Source organism: Mycolicibacterium arabiense (assembly GCF_010731815.2).
In the GTDB taxonomy this organism is placed as follows: domain Bacteria; phylum Actinomycetota; class Actinomycetes; order Mycobacteriales; family Mycobacteriaceae; genus Mycobacterium; species Mycobacterium arabiense.
Genome location: NZ_AP022593.1, coordinates 4840979 through 4856715, shown reverse-complemented (window position 1 = coordinate 4856715; position 15737 = coordinate 4840979). Strand labels below are relative to the sequence as shown.

The 15737-nt window shown below is 69.0% G+C and carries 20 protein-coding genes and 1 tRNA gene; 11 read left to right on the top strand and 10 right to left on the bottom strand.

Features of this window, described 5'->3' with window-relative positions:
• Nucleotides 1-7: 7 nt before the first annotated feature.
• Nucleotides 8-1666, bottom strand: coding sequence for an amidohydrolase (locus G6N61_RS25045; protein ID WP_163922617.1), 1659 nt, complete (start codon nt 1664-1666; stop codon nt 8-10).
• Nucleotides 1667-1765: 99 nt separating this feature from the next.
• On the opposite strand from G6N61_RS25045, the gene G6N61_RS25040 reads away from it, so the two are divergent.
• The 3 genes from G6N61_RS25040 to G6N61_RS25030 all read left to right on the top strand — a co-directional run bounded on the left by G6N61_RS25040 (nt 1766) and on the right by G6N61_RS25030 (nt 4028).
• Nucleotides 1766-2584 (top strand): DUF1365 domain-containing protein, encoded by an 819-nt coding sequence (locus G6N61_RS25040; RefSeq protein WP_163922614.1) that lies wholly within the window; start codon nt 1766-1768, stop codon nt 2582-2584.
• Nucleotides 2585-2691: 107 nt separating this feature from the next.
• A complete protein-coding gene (locus tag G6N61_RS25035; RefSeq protein ID WP_163922611.1) occupies nt 2692-3273 on the top strand; it encodes a sigma-70 family RNA polymerase sigma factor in 582 nt (193 codons plus the stop codon).
• Nucleotides 3270-4028, top strand: coding sequence for an anti-sigma factor (locus G6N61_RS25030; protein WP_163922608.1), 759 nt, complete (start codon nt 3270-3272; stop codon nt 4026-4028). The genes G6N61_RS25035 and G6N61_RS25030 overlap by 4 nt, the downstream gene beginning before the upstream one ends.
• A 2-nt stretch (nt 4029-4030) precedes the next feature.
• Here the strand turns inward: G6N61_RS25030 and G6N61_RS25025 are convergent, their stop codons facing one another.
• Nucleotides 4031-5128 (bottom strand): glutamate--cysteine ligase 2, encoded by a 1098-nt coding sequence (locus G6N61_RS25025; protein ID WP_407666307.1) that lies wholly within the window; start codon nt 5126-5128, stop codon nt 4031-4033.
• A 167-nt stretch (nt 5129-5295) separates the two neighbouring features.
• Here G6N61_RS25025 and G6N61_RS25020 point away from each other — a divergent pair, with 167 nt between their 5' ends.
• Entirely contained in the window at nt 5296-6117 is an 822-nt protein-coding gene (locus G6N61_RS25020) for a TIGR03621 family F420-dependent LLM class oxidoreductase (RefSeq protein WP_163922605.1), read from the top strand.
• A 3-nt stretch (nt 6118-6120) separates the two neighbouring features.
• Here the strand turns inward: G6N61_RS25020 and G6N61_RS25015 are convergent, their stop codons facing one another.
• Nucleotides 6121-6297, bottom strand: coding sequence for a CsbD family protein (locus G6N61_RS25015; protein ID WP_163922601.1), 177 nt, complete (start codon nt 6295-6297; stop codon nt 6121-6123).
• Nucleotides 6298-6372: 75 nt separating this feature from the next.
• Between G6N61_RS25015 and G6N61_RS25010 the strand changes: the two genes are divergently transcribed.
• Nucleotides 6373-6448: transfer RNA gene (locus tag G6N61_RS25010), tRNA-Arg, on the top strand.
• A 90-nt stretch (nt 6449-6538) separates the two neighbouring features.
• Here G6N61_RS25010 and G6N61_RS25005 read toward each other — a convergent pair.
• Complete coding sequence (locus G6N61_RS25005; protein WP_163922599.1) at nt 6539-6916, bottom strand: hypothetical protein; 378 nt, start codon at nt 6914-6916, stop codon at nt 6539-6541.
• A 23-nt stretch (nt 6917-6939) separates the two neighbouring features.
• Here G6N61_RS25005 and G6N61_RS25000 point away from each other — a divergent pair, with 23 nt between their 5' ends.
• Entirely contained in the window at nt 6940-7755 is an 816-nt protein-coding gene (locus tag G6N61_RS25000) for an adenylate/guanylate cyclase domain-containing protein (RefSeq protein ID WP_235887295.1), read from the top strand.
• Nucleotides 7756-7758: 3 nt separating this feature from the next.
• On the opposite strand, the gene G6N61_RS24995 is transcribed toward G6N61_RS25000, so the two are convergent.
• A complete protein-coding gene (locus tag G6N61_RS24995; RefSeq protein ID WP_163922596.1) occupies nt 7759-8442 on the bottom strand; it encodes a GAF and ANTAR domain-containing protein in 684 nt (227 codons plus the stop codon).
• Between the two features lie 194 nt (nt 8443-8636).
• Between G6N61_RS24995 and G6N61_RS24990 the strand changes: the two genes are divergently transcribed.
• The 4 genes from G6N61_RS24990 (at nt 8637) to G6N61_RS24975 (ending at nt 12780) form a co-directional block, all read left to right on the top strand.
• Nucleotides 8637-9860 carry an acetyl-CoA acetyltransferase gene (locus G6N61_RS24990; RefSeq protein WP_163922592.1) on the top strand — a complete coding sequence of 408 codons (1224 nt, stop codon included), beginning with the start codon at nt 8637-8639 and terminating at the stop codon, nt 9858-9860.
• Entirely contained in the window at nt 9857-11347 is a 1491-nt protein-coding gene (locus G6N61_RS24985; RefSeq protein WP_163922590.1) for a carotenoid oxygenase family protein, read from the top strand. The genes G6N61_RS24990 and G6N61_RS24985 overlap by 4 nt, the downstream gene beginning before the upstream one ends.
• 6 nt (nt 11348-11353) lie before the next feature.
• Nucleotides 11354-12253: a winged helix-turn-helix transcriptional regulator gene (locus G6N61_RS24980; protein ID WP_163922587.1), complete on the top strand. Its 900-nt coding sequence runs from the start codon at nt 11354-11356 to the stop codon at nt 12251-12253.
• A gap of 80 nt (nt 12254-12333) precedes the next feature.
• On the top strand, nt 12334-12780 hold the full coding sequence (locus tag G6N61_RS24975; RefSeq protein ID WP_163922584.1) for an Hsp20/alpha crystallin family protein: 447 nt from the start codon (nt 12334-12336) through the stop codon (nt 12778-12780).
• Nucleotides 12781-12816: 36 nt separating this feature from the next.
• Here G6N61_RS24975 and G6N61_RS24970 read toward each other — a convergent pair whose 3' ends face one another.
• Together G6N61_RS24970 and G6N61_RS24965 are read right to left on the bottom strand one after the other, a co-directional pair.
• Nucleotides 12817-13401: a GNAT family N-acetyltransferase gene (locus G6N61_RS24970; RefSeq protein ID WP_163922582.1), complete on the bottom strand. Its 585-nt coding sequence runs from the start codon at nt 13399-13401 to the stop codon at nt 12817-12819.
• Entirely contained in the window at nt 13398-13832 is a 435-nt protein-coding gene (locus tag G6N61_RS24965) for a hypothetical protein (protein WP_163922579.1), read from the bottom strand. The genes G6N61_RS24970 and G6N61_RS24965 overlap by 4 nt, the downstream gene beginning before the upstream one ends.
• Before the next feature lie 39 nt (nt 13833-13871).
• Between G6N61_RS24965 and G6N61_RS24960 the strand changes: the two genes are divergently transcribed.
• Nucleotides 13872-14318 (top strand): cupin domain-containing protein, encoded by a 447-nt coding sequence (locus tag G6N61_RS24960; RefSeq protein WP_163922577.1) that lies wholly within the window; start codon nt 13872-13874, stop codon nt 14316-14318.
• On the opposite strand, the gene G6N61_RS24955 is transcribed toward G6N61_RS24960, so the two are convergent.
• Genes G6N61_RS24955 through G6N61_RS24945 form a run of 3 tightly spaced genes read right to left on the bottom strand, consistent with a single transcriptional unit; the run spans nt 14308 to nt 15723 of the window.
• Nucleotides 14308-15021, bottom strand: coding sequence for a 3-keto-5-aminohexanoate cleavage protein (locus G6N61_RS24955; protein ID WP_163922574.1), 714 nt, complete (start codon nt 15019-15021; stop codon nt 14308-14310). The genes G6N61_RS24960 and G6N61_RS24955 overlap by 11 nt on opposite strands.
• Nucleotides 15022-15032: 11 nt before the next feature.
• Complete coding sequence (locus G6N61_RS24950; RefSeq protein WP_163922571.1) at nt 15033-15464, bottom strand: type II toxin-antitoxin system Rv0910 family toxin; 432 nt, start codon at nt 15462-15464, stop codon at nt 15033-15035.
• Nucleotides 15465-15468: 4 nt separating this feature from the next.
• A complete protein-coding gene (locus G6N61_RS24945) occupies nt 15469-15723 on the bottom strand; it encodes an antitoxin (RefSeq protein ID WP_163922568.1) in 255 nt (84 codons plus the stop codon).
• Between the last annotated feature and the right edge of the window lie 14 nt (nt 15724-15737).

Genomic DNA, 15737 nt, shown 5'->3' with positions numbered 1-15737 from the left:
TTCCCTTCTACGAAGCGGTGAACGCGGGAGCACCCCGCAGGTAGGTACCGCGAATGCGCAGACCGGGCAGGTCCAGCGCGGCCGTTTCGCGCGGATCGCCGTCGAGCCACACCAGGTCGGCACTCGCACCGGGGACCAGGCGCCCCCATACCCCTTCGCCGAACGCCTGGTCGGCGACCGCAGCCGTCGCCGCCGTGAGCGCGCGGTCGATGGTGAGGATCTCCTCGGGCACCCAGCCGCCGTCGGGTTGCCCGTCGGACGTCTGCCGCGACACCGCGATCGCGATGCCATCGAGCGGGGCGCCCGACGACACCGGCCAGTCCGACCCGAAGGCCAGCGGTGCACCCGACTGCTCGAGCGTGCGCATCCGGTACTGCTTGTCGGCGCGCTCCTGCCCGAGCCGTGGGATGGTCAGCACCGTCATCAGCGCGTCCATCTGCGCCCAGAGCGGCTGCATGTTGGGGATGACGCCCAGTTCGGCGAACCTGGCCAGATCGGCGTCGTCGACCAACTGCACGTGGGCGATGACGGGCCTGCGGTCGCGCGGGCCGTTCCACTCGGCGGCGTACTCGATCGCGTCGAGCGCCTGGCGCACGGCGGCGTCGCCGATGGCGTGGATGTGGATCTGCAGACCCAGGTCGTCGATTTGGCGGGCCGCCTCGGAGAGGCTGTCGCCCTCCCACACCGTCATGCCGACCTTCTCCCCCGAGTCGCTTCGCTCCTGCCCCCCGGGATGCCGGTGCAGGCCCGAACAGTAGGGAGCCAGCAGCGCGCCGGTCTCGTTCTCGACCACGCCGTCGGCGAAGAACTTGACCGTGTTGGCCGTCAGCATCGGGGAGCCGAGCTGGTCCACCCGGCGCTTGACCTTGGAGAAGTGCTCGACCTGGGAGTCGAAGTGGCGCGGGTCGGCGTACAGGGCGAGGTTGAACCGCATCCGCAGGGCTCCGCGGCGCGCGGCCTCGATGTAGGTGTCGACGTCGCCGGGCTCGACCCAGGCGTCCTGCACCCACGTCACTCCCCTGGCGAGGTAGTAGTCGGCGGCGGTGCCCAGCGCGGCGATCCGAACGTCCTCGTCCTGCGGCGGCATGACAGCGGTGAGCAGGTCGATCGCACCCCATTCGCGCAGCGTGCCGAGCACCGAGCCGTCGTCGCGGTGCGGGATCTCGCCGAGTTCGGGGTCGGGCGTGTCCGCGGTGATGCCTGCCCGTTCGAGTGCCGCGGAGTTGCACCACACGGTGTGGTAGTCCCAGGCGCGCAGCACGACGGGCCGGTCTAGCACCGCCTCGTCGAGCCACCGCGCGTCGAACAGCCCGCCCTCGGCGAGGCTGCCGTCGTACGAGGCGCCGACGATCCACTCCTCGTCGGGATGCGCCTCGGCGTAGGTACGCACTGCCTCGACGATCTCGGCCACCGACCCGCAGGGCCGCACCGCGGGGCCCACGTACTCGAGTCCACCGAACATCGGATGGGCGTGACCGTCACCGAAGGACGGCATGAGGAAGCCGCCCTCGAGGTCCACCTCCTCGACCTCGCCCTCGGCGGCCGCCGACCGGGCGGCGTCACCGAGGCCGGCGATCACGCCGTCGGCGACGAGCAGCGCATCGGAAACGGGCACCTCGGACAACCCCGTCCACACGGTCCCGTTGTGAAACAGCGTCATCGCCACGGTTTGGCACCTTACGCGGGGAAAAGGCTTTCGCAATCCGAACTCACCCATCCATTTCGGTGGCGGCTCCGAATAGAAGACGTGGAACGTGGAGACCTGATGTCACGCCCGATCGTCGCGAAGGAATCGACGACGCGCCGGCGCGGTGCGGCTCGCAAGGCAGCCGCCGCGTCGGCACCGGCGATCTATCGCACCCGCATCACGCACCTGCGCCGCACGCCGGTGCATCACTACTTCGAGCAGGGCGGATACAGCTGGTACGTCGACCTCGACGAGCTGCCGACGTTGCCGGCGTGGATGCGGCCGTTCGCCCGCTTCGAGGCGAGCGACCACTTCGCCGGACCGCCCGCTGACGGCCGCGAGGACACCCTGCGCCACCGGGTGGACGACTTCCTCGCCGGACACGGCATCGACATGCGCGGTGGTTCCGTGACCGCCCTGCTGCAGGCCCGGGTTCTGGGGTACGTCTTCAACCCCGTCAGCCTGTACTGGTGCCACGACGCCGACGGCGTGCTGCGCCACGTCATCGTCGAGCTGCACAACATCCACGGTGAGCGGCACGCCTACCTGCTGCCGCCGACCGACCATGCACCCGCAGCGGTCAAGAAGACACTGCCCATGTCACCGTTCAACGACTCCGACGGCTACTACCTGTTGCAGGCGCCCAAGCCGAACGGGTCGGTCGACGTGACCATCTCCCTGCACCGCGAGCACACACCCGGGTTCGTGGCGACGCTGCGCGGGAACCGACGTTCGGCCAGTGTGGGACAGGTGCTGGCGCTGCAGTTCACGGCTCCGATGGCACCGCTGATGGGCGCGCTGTGGATGCGCATCCACGACGTGACCCTGTGGGCACGACGGGTGCCGCTGGTCTCCCGCGAGTCGTGGGCACCGCGGGAGCCGGTGGGCCAATCATGACTTCGGGCGACTGGACCGCTGAATCCACTGCGGTCCAGTCCTGCGCCTTCCAAATCGGTTCGGGCGCACGTCTATTCGTGCCCAGCCCGGCGGAGATCATGATAATTATGACTTCGTTGGGAATCGCCGCTAGGCTACCGGGCGTGACGGCCGACCTCGACGCATTGCTGCGCCGGGCCGCTGAACGAGATGTCGAGGCGTTCACCGCCTTCTACGACGCCACCCGCGCCAGGGTCTACGGACTGGTGACTCGCGTATTGCGCGATCCGGGCTACAGCGAAGAGACGACGCAAGACATCTACCTGCAGGTATGGCACAACGCCGCCAATTACGACCCTGCCGCCGGGTCCCCGTTGGCGTGGCTGATGACGCTGGCCCACCGCCGCGCCGTCGACCGGGTGCGCAGCGAGCAGGCCGCCAGTCAACGCGAGTCCCGCTACGGCGCGGCCAATGTCGAACCGGCCGCCGACCGCGTCGCCGAGGCCGTGATCCACTCCGAGGAGCGTCGCGAGGTCGTCGCGTGCCTCGACACTCTCACCGACGCACAGCGCGAATGCATTCAGATGGCCTATTACGAGGGTCTGACCTACGTCCAGGTCTCCACCCGTCTGGCCGCGAATCTTGCGACGATCAAGTCACGGATGCGCGACGCCATCCGGGGACTGCGCAACTGCTTGGGGGTGTCGTGACCGAGCCCGAACGTCAGGACCTACTCGCCTTGGCGACCCCCTACGCCCTGCACGCCGTGTCCGCCGACGAACAGCGCGACATCGAGCAGCAGATCGCCGGTGCGCCCGCGGATGTGGCGCGCGCCTTCCACGACGAGGTGCGCGCGGTCCGGGAGACGATGGCCGTGGTGTCGGCCACGACCTCGGTCGAGCCGCCCGAGCATCTGCGGGACCGGCTGCTCGCCGCAATCGGTGACGCACCAAGACTTTCCGTCGTTCCCGGTCCGAATGCGCCAGCAGCGCAACCGTCTTCACGGCCCGCGTCGCGCTCCACGCGGTGGCGCACGGTCGCACTGTCGGCCGCTGCCGCCGTCATCATCGGTCTCGGCGCGGTGGGCGTTGGCGTCGCGCTGCGGCCGGAGGCGAAACCGTCTGCGGCCGAACAGGTGTTCGAGGCGCCAGACGTCAAGACGGTGTCCGGACCGATCCCGACCGGGGGTACCGCAACGGTCGTGTTCTCCCGGGAGCGCAACGCCGCGGTGCTCGTGATGAACGACGTCGCACCACCCGAGCAGGGCTACGTGTACCAGATGTGGCTCGTCGCGTCCGACGGTGCGCACTCGGCAGGCACGATGGACGCGAAGGCGGTGGCACCGTCCACCACTGCGGTACTGCCCGACATCGACGGCTCGAAGGCATTGGCCTTCACCGTGGAACCCGGCACCGGGTCCACCCAGCCGACCAGCCCGGTGTTCGCCGAGCTACCGCTGATCTGACCTCAGAGGTCTTCGATCGTGGCGGACGCCGCCTCGTCGATGACGTCGGCCGCGTCGTGCCTGCGGTCGAAGGCCCGTCGCTGCCGGGTGGCGCCGTTCCCCGAAGCAACCACCCGCTCGAGTTCGCGATGCACGAACTCGGCGTCGCCCACTGCGTCGAGTGCGGGAGTGACGTGCTCGATCAACGCGTGCAGCAGGTCGACCGCGGGGATCGGTGCGTGGGTGCCGACGAGGTCGATCCCCTCGCCTTCGAGACCGTCGCGCGCGCTCTTCCAGTACGCGGCGCGCAGGGCGTGCGCCGTCAGCGGCACCGTGGGCTGGTTGCGCTCCCGCTCGTCGAGGGCGGTCATGACGGCAGCGCGCACCAGCGCGCCCAAGAGGACGGACTGGGTGGCCGTCGCGGGGACGTCGGCCGCGCGCACCTCGACGGTCGGGAAGTTCGCCGACGGCCGGACGTCCCAATAGACCATCCCGTCGTCGAGCATCGCGCCGGAGTCCTGCATCATCCGCACCGTCGCGTCGTAGTCCTCGACGGAGTCGAAGTGGGGCGGCGGGCCGGCGCTGGGCCAGCGGGCCCACAGCACGCTGCGCCAGCTCGCGTGGCCGCTGTCGGAGTTGCGGTAGATCGCCGAGTTGGCGGTGAGCGCCAGCAGCGAGGGCAGCCACGGTCGCAGTCGGTTGCTCACGTCGACGGCGGCCTCGCGCGACGGCACCGCGACGTGTACGTGGCAGCCGCAGATGCCCTGCTCGTGGGCGATCATGCCGAACTTTTGGGCGATCTCCCGATAGCGGGGGGTGTCGGTGATCGGGAACTCGTGCGGGACGGTCGGCGGCAGACCCACAGCGAGTAGCCGCGCTCCCGCCGCCGTTGCCGCCTCGGAAGCGACCTGACGCAGCCTGCGCAGGTCGTCGTGCAGCTCGTCGACGGTCGAGGAGACCGAGGAACTGGTCTCGACCTGACACCTGGTGAGTTCGAGCTGCAGTTCGACACCGCGCTCGCCGGCCTCGGCGGCCGTCTCGCGGTTGAGCGGTACGGGCTCGCCGCTGCGTGGGTCGACGAGGAGGAATTCCTCTTCGACGCCCAGCGTGGGGTGGCTCACGACGCCTCCGGTCGGTGAATGTTTGATCCGGCCCGTCGGATGTGCACGACGGGCCGGATCTCGGGAGTGGCTCTTGAGCCGAGCGCCTTCGCTTCAGCTAGGCCGTACTGATGCCCCGCCCGAGCAGAACCAAACCTGCGACCTCGGTGGTCGCATATGGTCGGGTCATGGCCAGGGACTTCCGGTTCGGTTTCGGTTTGCACGCCGCACGGCGGCTGTCCGCGGTGCAGGACTGGGCGACGCGTGCCGAGGGCATGGGTTACGACGTCCTGCACGTTCCCGACCACCTCGGCGCACCCGCCCCGTTCCCGACCCTGACGGCGGCCGCGGCGGCGACCGAGACGCTGCACCTGGGCACGTTCGTCCTCAACGCAGGCTTCTACAAGGCAGCGCTGCTGGGGCGCGACGTGGCCGAACTCCGCGACCTCAGCGCGGGTCGGCTGGAGTTGGGGCTCGGGGCCGGCTACGTCCGCAGGGAGTTCGAACTCGCTGAGATCCCCTACCCCACGGCGGGACAGCGCGTCGACCATCTGCGCCACGTCGTCGAGTACATGGGCGAACACCTGCCCGACGTGCCCCTGCTGATCGCGGGCAACGGCGACCGACTGCTGACGATCGCCGCCAAGCACGCGCAGATCATCGGGCTCACCGGCGGCGACCCCGCAGGCGCGGACGGCGACCCGCTCGCCGAGCGCATCGCGTTCGTTCGCAACGCGGCACCGGAGCGCTTCGACGAACTGGAACTGAACATCTCGGTCACCGCGATGCCGATCGACGACTCCGGCATGCCCGATCTGTCGATCACGCGGCGCTTCCTGCCGGAACTCACCGACGAGCAGCTGCTGCGCACACCGGGCGTGCTGTCGGGGTCGACGAAGGACATCGCCGACACCATCCGCGGCTACCGCGACACCTATGGCGTCACGTACGTGATCGTGCAGCAGCCGCACGCCGAGGCCTTCGCGAAGGTGATCGAGGAGCTGCGCTAGCGATCAGCGCCCGCGGAAGGCGTCCTTGAGGCGCTGACCGGTCATCTTGACCCTGGCCTTCATCTCGTCGTTGGCGCCTTCGTTGCGTAGCCGGTTGTCACCGGTGGCGCGACCGATCTTCTGCTTCGCCTGACCGGTGAGGCGGTCGACGGTGTGGCGGGCCTTCTTCGCTGTGCTCATGATCTTGGTATTGCCGCTGGTCGTCGGGCGGAAACCTGCAGCAACCCCCAATGCCGGTATGCTCCAAGCCGGTCCGCCCCCGTAGCTCAGGGGATAGAGCACGGCTCTCCTAAAGCCGGTGTCGCAGGTTCGAATCCTGCCGGGGGCACCAAGCGTCCTGGGATGCTGCGAGCGTCGACTTTTCGTCGAGGTTCTGTTGCGATGTCGACGAAAAGTCGACGTTCGGCGCTCGGGCGCCCACTCAGGGCAGCGGCGCGTCCAGCGGCGGCCCTGGCATCGGCGGCAGCTTCATCAGCTCTTCCAACGCCACGTCGCCCGACTGCACCTCGGGCGGCGCCTGGCGGGTGGGCATGAAGATCACCGGCCGGTAGTCCGGCGCCGGGTTCGCCATCGCGGACACGCACCCGATGCCGAAGCGGGTCGGCGTGGGCACCCCGAAGTTCTCCACGCAGCAAGAAGTCGCGACGCCATCCATGTCGACGCCGGGAGCGGCCAGTGCCGTGCACGTGGAGTACGCCTGATCGTCGAAGACCTCGGCGTGGGCGATTCCCGCTCCACCCAGAGCGCTGAACGCGAGCGCGGCGAAGCCGGAAACCAGCATGCGTGTGACGGGTGTCATGGGGCTCCCACCATAATCAGCGGGTGTCGACGCCGTCCACCCTCGAGGTGATCCTGATCGTGGCGACGGCGCTCCTGTCCGCGGGACTCATCACGTTCATCGCGCTCTTCGTCGCCGCGCGCCGCCAGCTGAGCAGCGCGCGGCGGGAACTCGAGCTGATGCGCACCGAGGGGTCCGGTCGTCGGCGCAGGCGCGGCGTCGGCCCAATGGCGGTGAAGACGGTCCTCAAGACCGCGGACGCGGTGCTCAACCGCGGCCTCGGCGCTGTGCAGAACTCGATCGACCAACTCGCCGGCTGGGCGCAGGTCGAACGGCCGGACCTCGCCCGCCTCACGCCAGGCGGCGACGTCGTACTCGTCTTCTCCGACATCGAGGGCTCGACCCGGCTCAACGCCGCACTCGGCGACAAGGCCTGGGTCAAGCTGCTCGAACGTCACGACGACCTCGTCCACACCCACGTCGCACGGCACGGCGGGCACGTGGTCAAGTCCCAGGGCGACGGGTTCATGATCGCGTTCGCCGAGCCGCGCGACGCCGTCCTCTTCGGGACCGACGTCCAGCGCGCGCTGGAGGCGAATCCGCAACGCTGGCAGGACATCCGGATCCGGATCGGCGTCCACATGGGGACGTCGGTACGACGGGGTGACGACCTCTTCGGGCTCGACGTCGCCACGGCGGCGCGGGTTGCCGATCAGGCCGACGGCGGCGAGATCCTCGTCAGCGCGCCGGTACGCGACGCGGTGTCCGACCTCGCCGATGTGCACTGGGGCCCGCCGCGCGACGTCGAACTGAAGGGCGTACCCGGCGTCCACACGCTGCACCCGGTGCTCGCCGGGTAGGGCTCAACTTCCCCGGGTGTCGATGACCTGCTGCGCCACGTCGCTGAGCTTGACGTTGCTGTCCTGCGACAGCTGGCGCAACATCGCGAACGCCTGCACGTCGTCGACGTTGAACCGTTCCATGATGATGCCCTTGGCCTGTCCGATGCGGTCACGCGTCGTCAACGCCGACTGCAGCTGATCGCCCTCGCGGCTGGCGATGATCGCCGCGGCGGCATGTGCGGCCAGCACCATGCCGACGGTCTCGGCCTCGCCGTCCCAGACGTCGGCCTGATAACCGAACAGGTTGAGAGCGCCCGCGGTGCGGTCGGCGGTGTAGAGCTTGAACGACAGTCCGCTGAGGATGCCGAGCTTCACGACCTCCGGCGAGTACTTCGGCCACTGCTGGTCTTCGCGGAAGTCGTCGGTGCGGACCACCGTCTCGTCGAGCGCGGCTTGCACGCATGGGCCCTCGACGTGCTTCATCTGCAGCTGGTCGATTTCGAAGAGGACGTCCGACGTCGGAGCCAGGGTCTCGAAGGCGCCGCCCTTGCCCACCAGCAGGACGCCTGCGACGTCCACACCGGGTATCAACTCCGTCGCCGCGGACGTCACGTCGGCCAGGATGTCCATCAGGCTGCGCGGCATCGCCGTCGCTCTGGCCAACTCCGCCATCCGCAGGGCGAGATCGCGATTGCTGACCGTCATGACCTGATTCTCCCCTGGCATTGGTGATGAAAAGCAAGTTTGCCCCATGCCGTCACCGGGCAAGGCAGTGGCTAGGCGAGATCGGTGGCCGGCCACTGCCCTTGCTTAGGTCCCGTCGGTTCTGCCGTGAGCCGACGGGGCCGACTCCTTCCATTCAGCCCGAGTCACTCTGTTAGTCGTAGTACGGTGCGGTCATGAGCGGCGTGTGGATCCTCGGCGGCATGCAGACCGACTTCGCACGCAACTTCACTCGCGAAGGCCTCGACTTCACCGACCTGACCGCCGACGTCGTCCGGGCGACGCTGGACGCGTGCCGGATCGACGCCTGCGACGTCGGCGTCGTCCACGTCGGCAACGCCTTCGGCGAGATGTTCGCTGCCCAGGGCCATCTCGGCGCCATGCCCGCCACGGTCGTCGACGGACTTTGGGACACCCCGTCGACGCGGCACGAAGCCGCCTGCGCGTCCGGCAGCGTCGCGATCCTGGCTGCGATGGCCGACCTGCGCTCGGGCGCCTACGACTGCGCGCTAGTGGTCGGCGTCGAACTCGAGAAGACCGTGCCCGGCGACACGGCAGCCCGGTACCTCGGCGCCGCCGCGTGGACCGGCCGCGACGGCGCCGACGCGACCTTCATGTGGCCGCACGCCTTCAGCCAGGTGCTCGACGAGTACGACCGCCGCTACGGCGTCGACGAACGTCACCTGCACGCCATCGCGGAACTCAACCTCCGCAATGCCAAGGCCAATCCGAACGCCCAGACGCGAGAATGGACCGTCCCCGACCCGATCGAGGCCGACAACGCGTCGAACCCACTGGTGGACGGACGGATCCGCCGCTACGACTGCAGCCAGATGACCGACGGGGGCGCCGCGGTCGTGCTGGTCTCCGACGCATACCTGCGCGACCATCCCGACAGCAGGCCCATCGGGCGAATCGACGGCTGGGGACACCGCACCGTTGGCCTCGGGCTGGCCCAGAAGCTCGAACGGTCCCGCGGTGACGAGTACGTCATGCCCCACGTGCGTGCCGCGGTGCTCGACGCGTTCGGGCGGGCCCACATCACGCTCGACGACCTCGACGGCATCGAAGTGCACGACTGCTTCACCCCCAGCGAGTACCTCGCCATCGACCACATCGGACTCACCGGTCCCGGCGAATCGTGGAAGGCCATCGAGAACGGCGAGATCGAGATCGGCGGGCGACTGCCGGTCAACCCCAGCGGCGGGCTGATCGGCGGCGGCCACCCCGTCGGCGCCACCGGCGTCCGCATGCTGCTCGACGCCGCCCGTCAGGTCAGCGGTAGCGCCGGCGACTACCAGGTCGACGGCGCGCGGACGTTCGGCACCCTCAACTTCGGCGGGAGCACCACAACCACGGTGAGCTTCGTCGTCTCCAACGCTCAGGAGGACCCACGATGACCACCGCTGCGACCAACCCCGAGATCTTCGCGAAGTACCTCTCCACGCTGCCCGAGGACGACGACCACCCCTACCGCACCGGACCGTGGCGGCCCCAGACCACCGAGTGGGATGCCGACGACCTGATCGTCGTCGAGGGCGAACTGCCCACCGACCTCGACGGCGTCTACCTGCGCAACACCGAGAACCCGTTGCACCCAGCGCTCAAGACGTACCACCCGTTCGACGGCGACGGCATGATGCACGTCGTCGGGTTCCGCGACGGAAAGGCGTTCTACCGCAACCGCTTCGTCCGTACCGACGGCTTCCTGGCCGAACTCGACGCGGGCGGCCCGCTGTGGCCGGGCATCGCCGAGCCCATCGATCTGGCCAAGCGCGACTACGGCTGGGGCGCACGGACGTTGATGAAGGACGCCTCCTCGACCGACGTCGTCGTCCACCGCGGCGTCGCGCTGTCCAGCCATTACCAATGCGGCGACCTCTACCGCATCGACCCCTACACCGGCGACACCCTCGGCAAGGAGGACTGGCGCGGTGGCTTCCCGGCCAACTGGGGTGTGTCCGCCCATCCGAAGGTCGACGACGCGACCGGCGAACTGCTGTTCTTCAACTACTCCAAGCAGGCACCGTTCATGCACTACGGCGTCGTCGACGCCGCCAACGAGCTGGTGCACCTCGTCGACGTGCCGCTGCCTGGCCCGCGGTTGCCACACGACATGGCGTTCACCGAGAACTACGCCATCCTGAACGACCTGCCGCTGTTCTGGGCGCCCGAGTACCTCGAGCACGGCGTGCACCTGCCGCGGTTCCACCGAGACGTGCCTTCGCGATTCGCGGTGATCCCGCGCCGCGGTCAGACCGGCGACATCATGTGGTTCGAGGCCGACCCCACCTACGTCCTGCACTTCACCAACGCCTACGAGGACGGCGACGAGATCGTCCTCGACGGCTTCTTCCAGGGCAATCCGGTGCCTGCGCTCGCGCTCGACCAGATGCAGACCCGCCTGCATCGGTGGCGGTTCGACCTGACGACGGGCACCACGCGCGAGGAATCCCTAACCGACAGCGTCACCGAGTTCGGCATGATCAACCCAGGCCGCGCCGGGCGCGACTACCGCTATGCGTATGCGGCCACCGGCAAGCCCGGCTGGTTCCTGTTCGACGGTCTGGTCAAGCACGACCTGCGAACCGGGACCGAGGAGCGCTTCGCGTTCGACGACGGCGTCTACGGCAGCGAGACCGCGATGGCGCCCAGGATGAACGGCACGGCGGAAGACGATGGCTACCTCGTCACGATCACGACCGACATGAACGCCGACGCGTCGTACTGCCTGGTGTTCGACGCAGCCCGCGTGGGCGACGGCCCCGTCTGCAAGATTCAACTGCCCGAACGGGTCTCGAGCGGCACCCATTCGACGTGGGCACCGGGCTCTGAGCTGCGCCGCTGGCACGACGTCGACCGCGCCGCCGAGGCGATCGGCCTCTAGCCGAGCATGACCGGCGTCAACGCGGTGGGCCGGATGCTCGGCGTACTCGGCGACGAGTGGACGCTGCTCATCGTCCAGCAGGCCCTGCTGGGGGCGGCCCGATACGGCGACTTCACTGCGCGCCTACCGATCTCGCACGCGGTGCTCACGGGCAGGCTCAAGACGATGACGGCCGAGGACCTGGTGACCCGTCGGGTGTACCAGGACAGGCCGGTGCGCGCGGAGTACGTCCTGACTCAACGGGGGCGGGCGCTGTGGCCCGTGCTCGCGTCGGTGTGGGCGTGGGAGCGGCAGTGGGTTCCCCGCCACGGCGACGGGTTGCCCGCCATGCACCATCGCGCCTGCGGTGCCGACGTCGCGCCGGTGCTCGTCTGCCGGTCCTGTCGCGAGCCGACGTCGGAGAAGGAGCTGCGGGTCCGGTGGGGTCCCAGCGGATCGTGGCCGCGGTCGGTGCCGGTTCTGTCCACGCGCCGGCGGTCGTCCCCGGACACCGGACGTTCCGCCCCCGGCCTGTTCCCGGAGACCATGACGATCCTGGGCAACCGGTGGGCGTTCGCGGTGGTGGTCGCCGCGTTCGTGGGCACCAGCCGGTTCGGCGACTTCGAGGCTCAGCTCGCCGTCCCGCCGAGCACGCTCGCCGACCGCCTAGCGACTCTCACCGACCGCGGAATCCTCGCCAACGCGAGCGGTCCCTACCTGCTGACAAAGAAGGGACGCGCGGTGTTGCCCGTGCTCATCACCGCGCTGCAGTGGGCTGAGCAGTGGTACCCAGCGGCAGAGGGCCCAGCGGTGCTGCTGCACCACATCGCCTGTGGCGCAGCGTTCCACGGCGCACTCGCCTGCGACTCGTGTGCCGAAATCCTGCGCGGAAATCAACTCGAAAGGGTCTGGCACTCTCCGTCCTAGAGTGCTAAATTCGGTATCGCACAGTGATTGGTCGCCCGCCAGGGTGGCGGGCATTTCAGTGACATAGGAGGTGGATTGCTGTGCTTCGCTTCGATCCCTTCAGTGACCTGGACGCGATGGCCCGAGGCCTGCTGAACAGCCAGACCGGATCGGCTCGTAGTCCGCGGTTCATGCCGATGGACCTGTGCAAGGTCGACGACCACTACCTGCTCACCGCAGACCTTCCCGGGGTCGACCCCGGCTCGGTCGACGTGGACGTCGACAACGGCACGTTGACCATCTCCGCGCACCGCACCGCGCGCTCGGAGGACTCGGTGCAGTGGCTGACCAACGAGCGGTTCTTCGGCACGTACCGCAGGCAGCTATCCCTGGGCGACGGCATCGATTCCGCGAAGATCGCCGCGTCCTACGAGAACGGCGTCCTCACCGTGACGATCCCGTTGGCGGAGCGGGCCAAGGCCCGCAAGGTCGAGATCGCGCATGGCGGCGGCCGGAAGTCCATCGAGACGACGACCGTAGACGCCTGACGGTTCGGGTGGTGGGTGACGGTCCCTGAGCGGCCGTCACCCACCCAACCGGAACCGTAGATTGTTGCGCACCGCAAGCCATTCCACGTCCAGGATCGAGTAGACGACGGTGTCGCGCCGGGATCCGTCCGGCAGCACCTGATGGCTGCGGAGCACTCCGTCCAGCTTGGCGCCGAGCCGCTCGATGGCCGTCCGGCTGGTCGAGTTGAAGAAGTGCGTACGGAATTCCACTGCGACGCAGCCCAACTGCTCGAACGCATGGGTGAGCAGCAGCAACTTGCACTCGGTGTTGACGCCAGTGCGCCGCACGGCGGGCACGTACCAGGTGTAGCCAATCTCGAGGCGCCGGTTGGCCGGATCGACGTTGCAGTAGCTCGAGGACCCCACCAGGGTGCCGTCGGCGTCGCGCACCACGAACGTCAGACCCGTCTGCGGGTGCTGCACCGCCAGCCGCCCGTCGATCCACTCCTGGGCCGTCTCGGGTGTCGGCGCGCTGGTGAACCAGAGTTCGCGGACGCTGGCCGACGCCTCGATGATCTCCGGCGCGTGTGCGGCCGTGAGGGGTTCCAGCCTCACCCACTGCTCACCGGTCAGCACCACCGGTTCCACGAATCCCGTCACGTCCGCCGTCCTTCACCCGTCCATGCCGCGACCACCGCCAACACCGACAGCACCACCGCGGACACCGTCACCGCCGCGCCGATGTACAGCCCGTAGCCTGCGGACACCGGAGGTGCCACGTACAACCGGTAGTAGAATCCCACCATGACGGCGATGAACACCGAGATGCCAAGGGCGACAGCCGATGCCACCCGCACCGAGAGCCCGCGGGCGGCCATCGCGGCCGCCACGATCAGCGTCGACGACAGCACCACGATGAACTGGCCGATGCCGAAGCCGTCGGGCGGAACCCCGATCTGACCGTTGCGGCCGCCGATCGCGTTCGCCCGGCCGCCGCCACCCGCGGCAGTGGTGAGCCACGGCAACCACGCGCTCACCAGCAGCACGGCCGCGCACAGCACGACGAACCATCCGGGGCGCAGGCGTGCCATGCGACGAGGGTATCGGGTGCACGGACGTAGGCTGCACCCATGACGGAACTGCCCGACTGGGCCCACGGCCTGGACCTGGCGCCCCACCCCGAGGGTGGCTGGTACCGCGAGACCTGGCGTAGCGATCTGACCGTCACGCAGTCGGCTCTGCCGCCCGACTACACCGGCCCCCGCAGCGCGGGAACGGCGATCCTGTTCCTGCTGATGCCCGGTCAGCAGTCCGCGTGGCACACCGTGCGCAGCGCCGAGCTGTGGCTGTATCACCGGGGCAGTCCTCTGCTGCTGGAGGTCGGTCCCGAACGGGAGAGTGCGCCAACGGTTCTGCTCGGCAGCGACATCGGCGCCGGTGAGTCCCCGCAGATCGTCGTGCCACCCGGACACTGGCAGCGGGCCACCCCGCGCGACGACGAACCGACCCTGGTGAGCTGTGTCGTGGTGCCGGGGTTCGACTTCGCCGACTTCGCGCTACACGCCCCTACCGACTGAGCAGTGCGACCGCGGCCGCCACCAGTTCGGCGTTGCCCGGCGCGGTCGACCCGTCGGGAAGCCGCAGCGTGTCCTCCATGCCGATGCGGGTCTGGACGTCGCACGAGCCGGCGTGTTCCAGCAGCGGCCAGCAGCTCTCGTCGAGCCCGTGCAGCAGCACCGGCGCCGGCGTATCGGCGGCGCGCACCCTGGCCAGCATGTCGTCGGCGACGCTGGCGTCCTGGTTGCCCTGCAACTCGATCATCACGCGCATGCAGTGTTCGACCATCTCGGACTCCGCCCACGACGCGACGGCCTCGGCGTGGAACAGCCCGATCTCGACGCCGACGCCCATGTCCAGCAGCACCTTCGCCAGATCGGGCGCGCCGGGTTCGTGCCAGTTGAGCGAGGCGAAGTCCGGCAGGACCGTCCACGCCTGCACCGCGCGGCGCCTGGCGTCGGGGTCGGGTAGCGCCCAGAAGCCCGTCGTGACGCCGAGCGGCAGCCCCGGGATGGCCTCGCGGACGGCCGCCACTGCTGCCCCGACGGCGTCGGGCTCCAAAGAGTCCTTGCCGTCGGGCGTCTTGGGGTGCATGTGCACGGCCTGCGCGCCCGCCTGATGGGACCGGACTGCGGCCTCGGCCAGCTGCGCAGGCGTGACCGGCAGCCCGGGGTGCTGGTCCGGCGTGCGGGCACCGTTGATGCAGGCCTTGAGGTAGATCACGAGCTGCCCCTCTAGCCGAAGACGGCCTTGAACTTCTCCAGGGACGCGCGGATGTCGCTCTTCAGCGCGCTCGCGACCACCATGCCGATCGGCCCGAACAGCGCGGGGCCGCCGAGGTGGATGTCGAACGACACCGTGGAGCCGGCAGGTGACGGCTTGATCTTGCCGATCAGCTTGACCTTGACCCCGCCCTTGCCGTTGCCGTCGAGCGTCATCGACTGCGGCGGCTTCCAGTTCACGATCGTCCAGTCGATGCGGTTGAGCATGCCCTTGACCTCCAGGATCGAGGTGATCCTGGTGCCCTTCTCCAGGTTCTCGGGCAGCTTGCTGCGCCACATCCGGTGGATCGTCAGCCACTCCTTGTAGCGCGACAGATCGGACGCAGCCGTCCAGGCCTGCTCCGGCGGGAGGGGGATCTCGACGGATTCGGAGAGCTTCGCCATCGGCCTACGACAGCGGGGGGTTCGGCGCCTGCGGGGGCGTGTTCGGGCCGGGCTGCTGGTTGGGCGGCACCTGTCCGGGCCGCTGCTTGGCGGCCTGCTCGCGCGCCGCCTTCTTGGCAGCCTCCTGCACCTTGTCGACGTGCGACGCGTACTTGCCCTGCGTCTTCTTGTCGACGACGTCGCCCACCTTGTCGATGGCGGTCTCTACCTTGTCGGCGTTCTTCGACACCGCGTTCTTCACCTTGTCCAAGAATCCCATGCGCTCAGCCTATA

Bases quoted from the DNA above. Each gene is read 5' to 3' on its own strand.
- G6N61_RS25005 (WP_163922599.1), bottom strand. From the start codon at position 6,916: ATGACACCCGTCACACGCATGCTGGTTTCCGGCTTCGCCGCGCTCGCG.
- G6N61_RS25020 (WP_163922605.1), top strand. From the start codon at position 5,296: ATGGCCAGGGACTTCCGGTTCGGTTTCGGTTTGCACGCCGCACGGCGG.
- G6N61_RS24995 (WP_163922596.1), bottom strand. From the start codon at position 8,442: ATGACGGTCAGCAATCGCGATCTCGCCCTGCGGATGGCGGAGTTGGCC.
- G6N61_RS25040 (WP_163922614.1), top strand. From the start codon at position 1,766: ATGTCACGCCCGATCGTCGCGAAGGAATCGACGACGCGCCGGCGCGGT.
- G6N61_RS24980 (WP_163922587.1), top strand. From the start codon at position 11,354: ATGACCGGCGTCAACGCGGTGGGCCGGATGCTCGGCGTACTCGGCGAC.
- G6N61_RS24965 (WP_163922579.1), bottom strand. From the start codon at position 13,832: ATGGCACGCCTGCGCCCCGGATGGTTCGTCGTGCTGTGCGCGGCCGTG.
- G6N61_RS25015 (WP_163922601.1), bottom strand. From the start codon at position 6,297: ATGAGCACAGCGAAGAAGGCCCGCCACACCGTCGACCGCCTCACCGGT.
- G6N61_RS24985 (WP_163922590.1), top strand. From the start codon at position 9,857: ATGACCACCGCTGCGACCAACCCCGAGATCTTCGCGAAGTACCTCTCC.
- G6N61_RS24950 (WP_163922571.1), bottom strand. From the start codon at position 15,464: ATGGCGAAGCTCTCCGAATCCGTCGAGATCCCCCTCCCGCCGGAGCAG.
- G6N61_RS24945 (WP_163922568.1), bottom strand. From the start codon at position 15,723: ATGGGATTCTTGGACAAGGTGAAGAACGCGGTGTCGAAGAACGCCGAC.
- G6N61_RS24960 (WP_163922577.1), top strand. From the start codon at position 13,872: ATGACGGAACTGCCCGACTGGGCCCACGGCCTGGACCTGGCGCCCCAC.
- G6N61_RS25035 (WP_163922611.1), top strand. From the start codon at position 2,692: ATGACTTCGTTGGGAATCGCCGCTAGGCTACCGGGCGTGACGGCCGAC.
- G6N61_RS24990 (WP_163922592.1), top strand. From the start codon at position 8,637: ATGAGCGGCGTGTGGATCCTCGGCGGCATGCAGACCGACTTCGCACGC.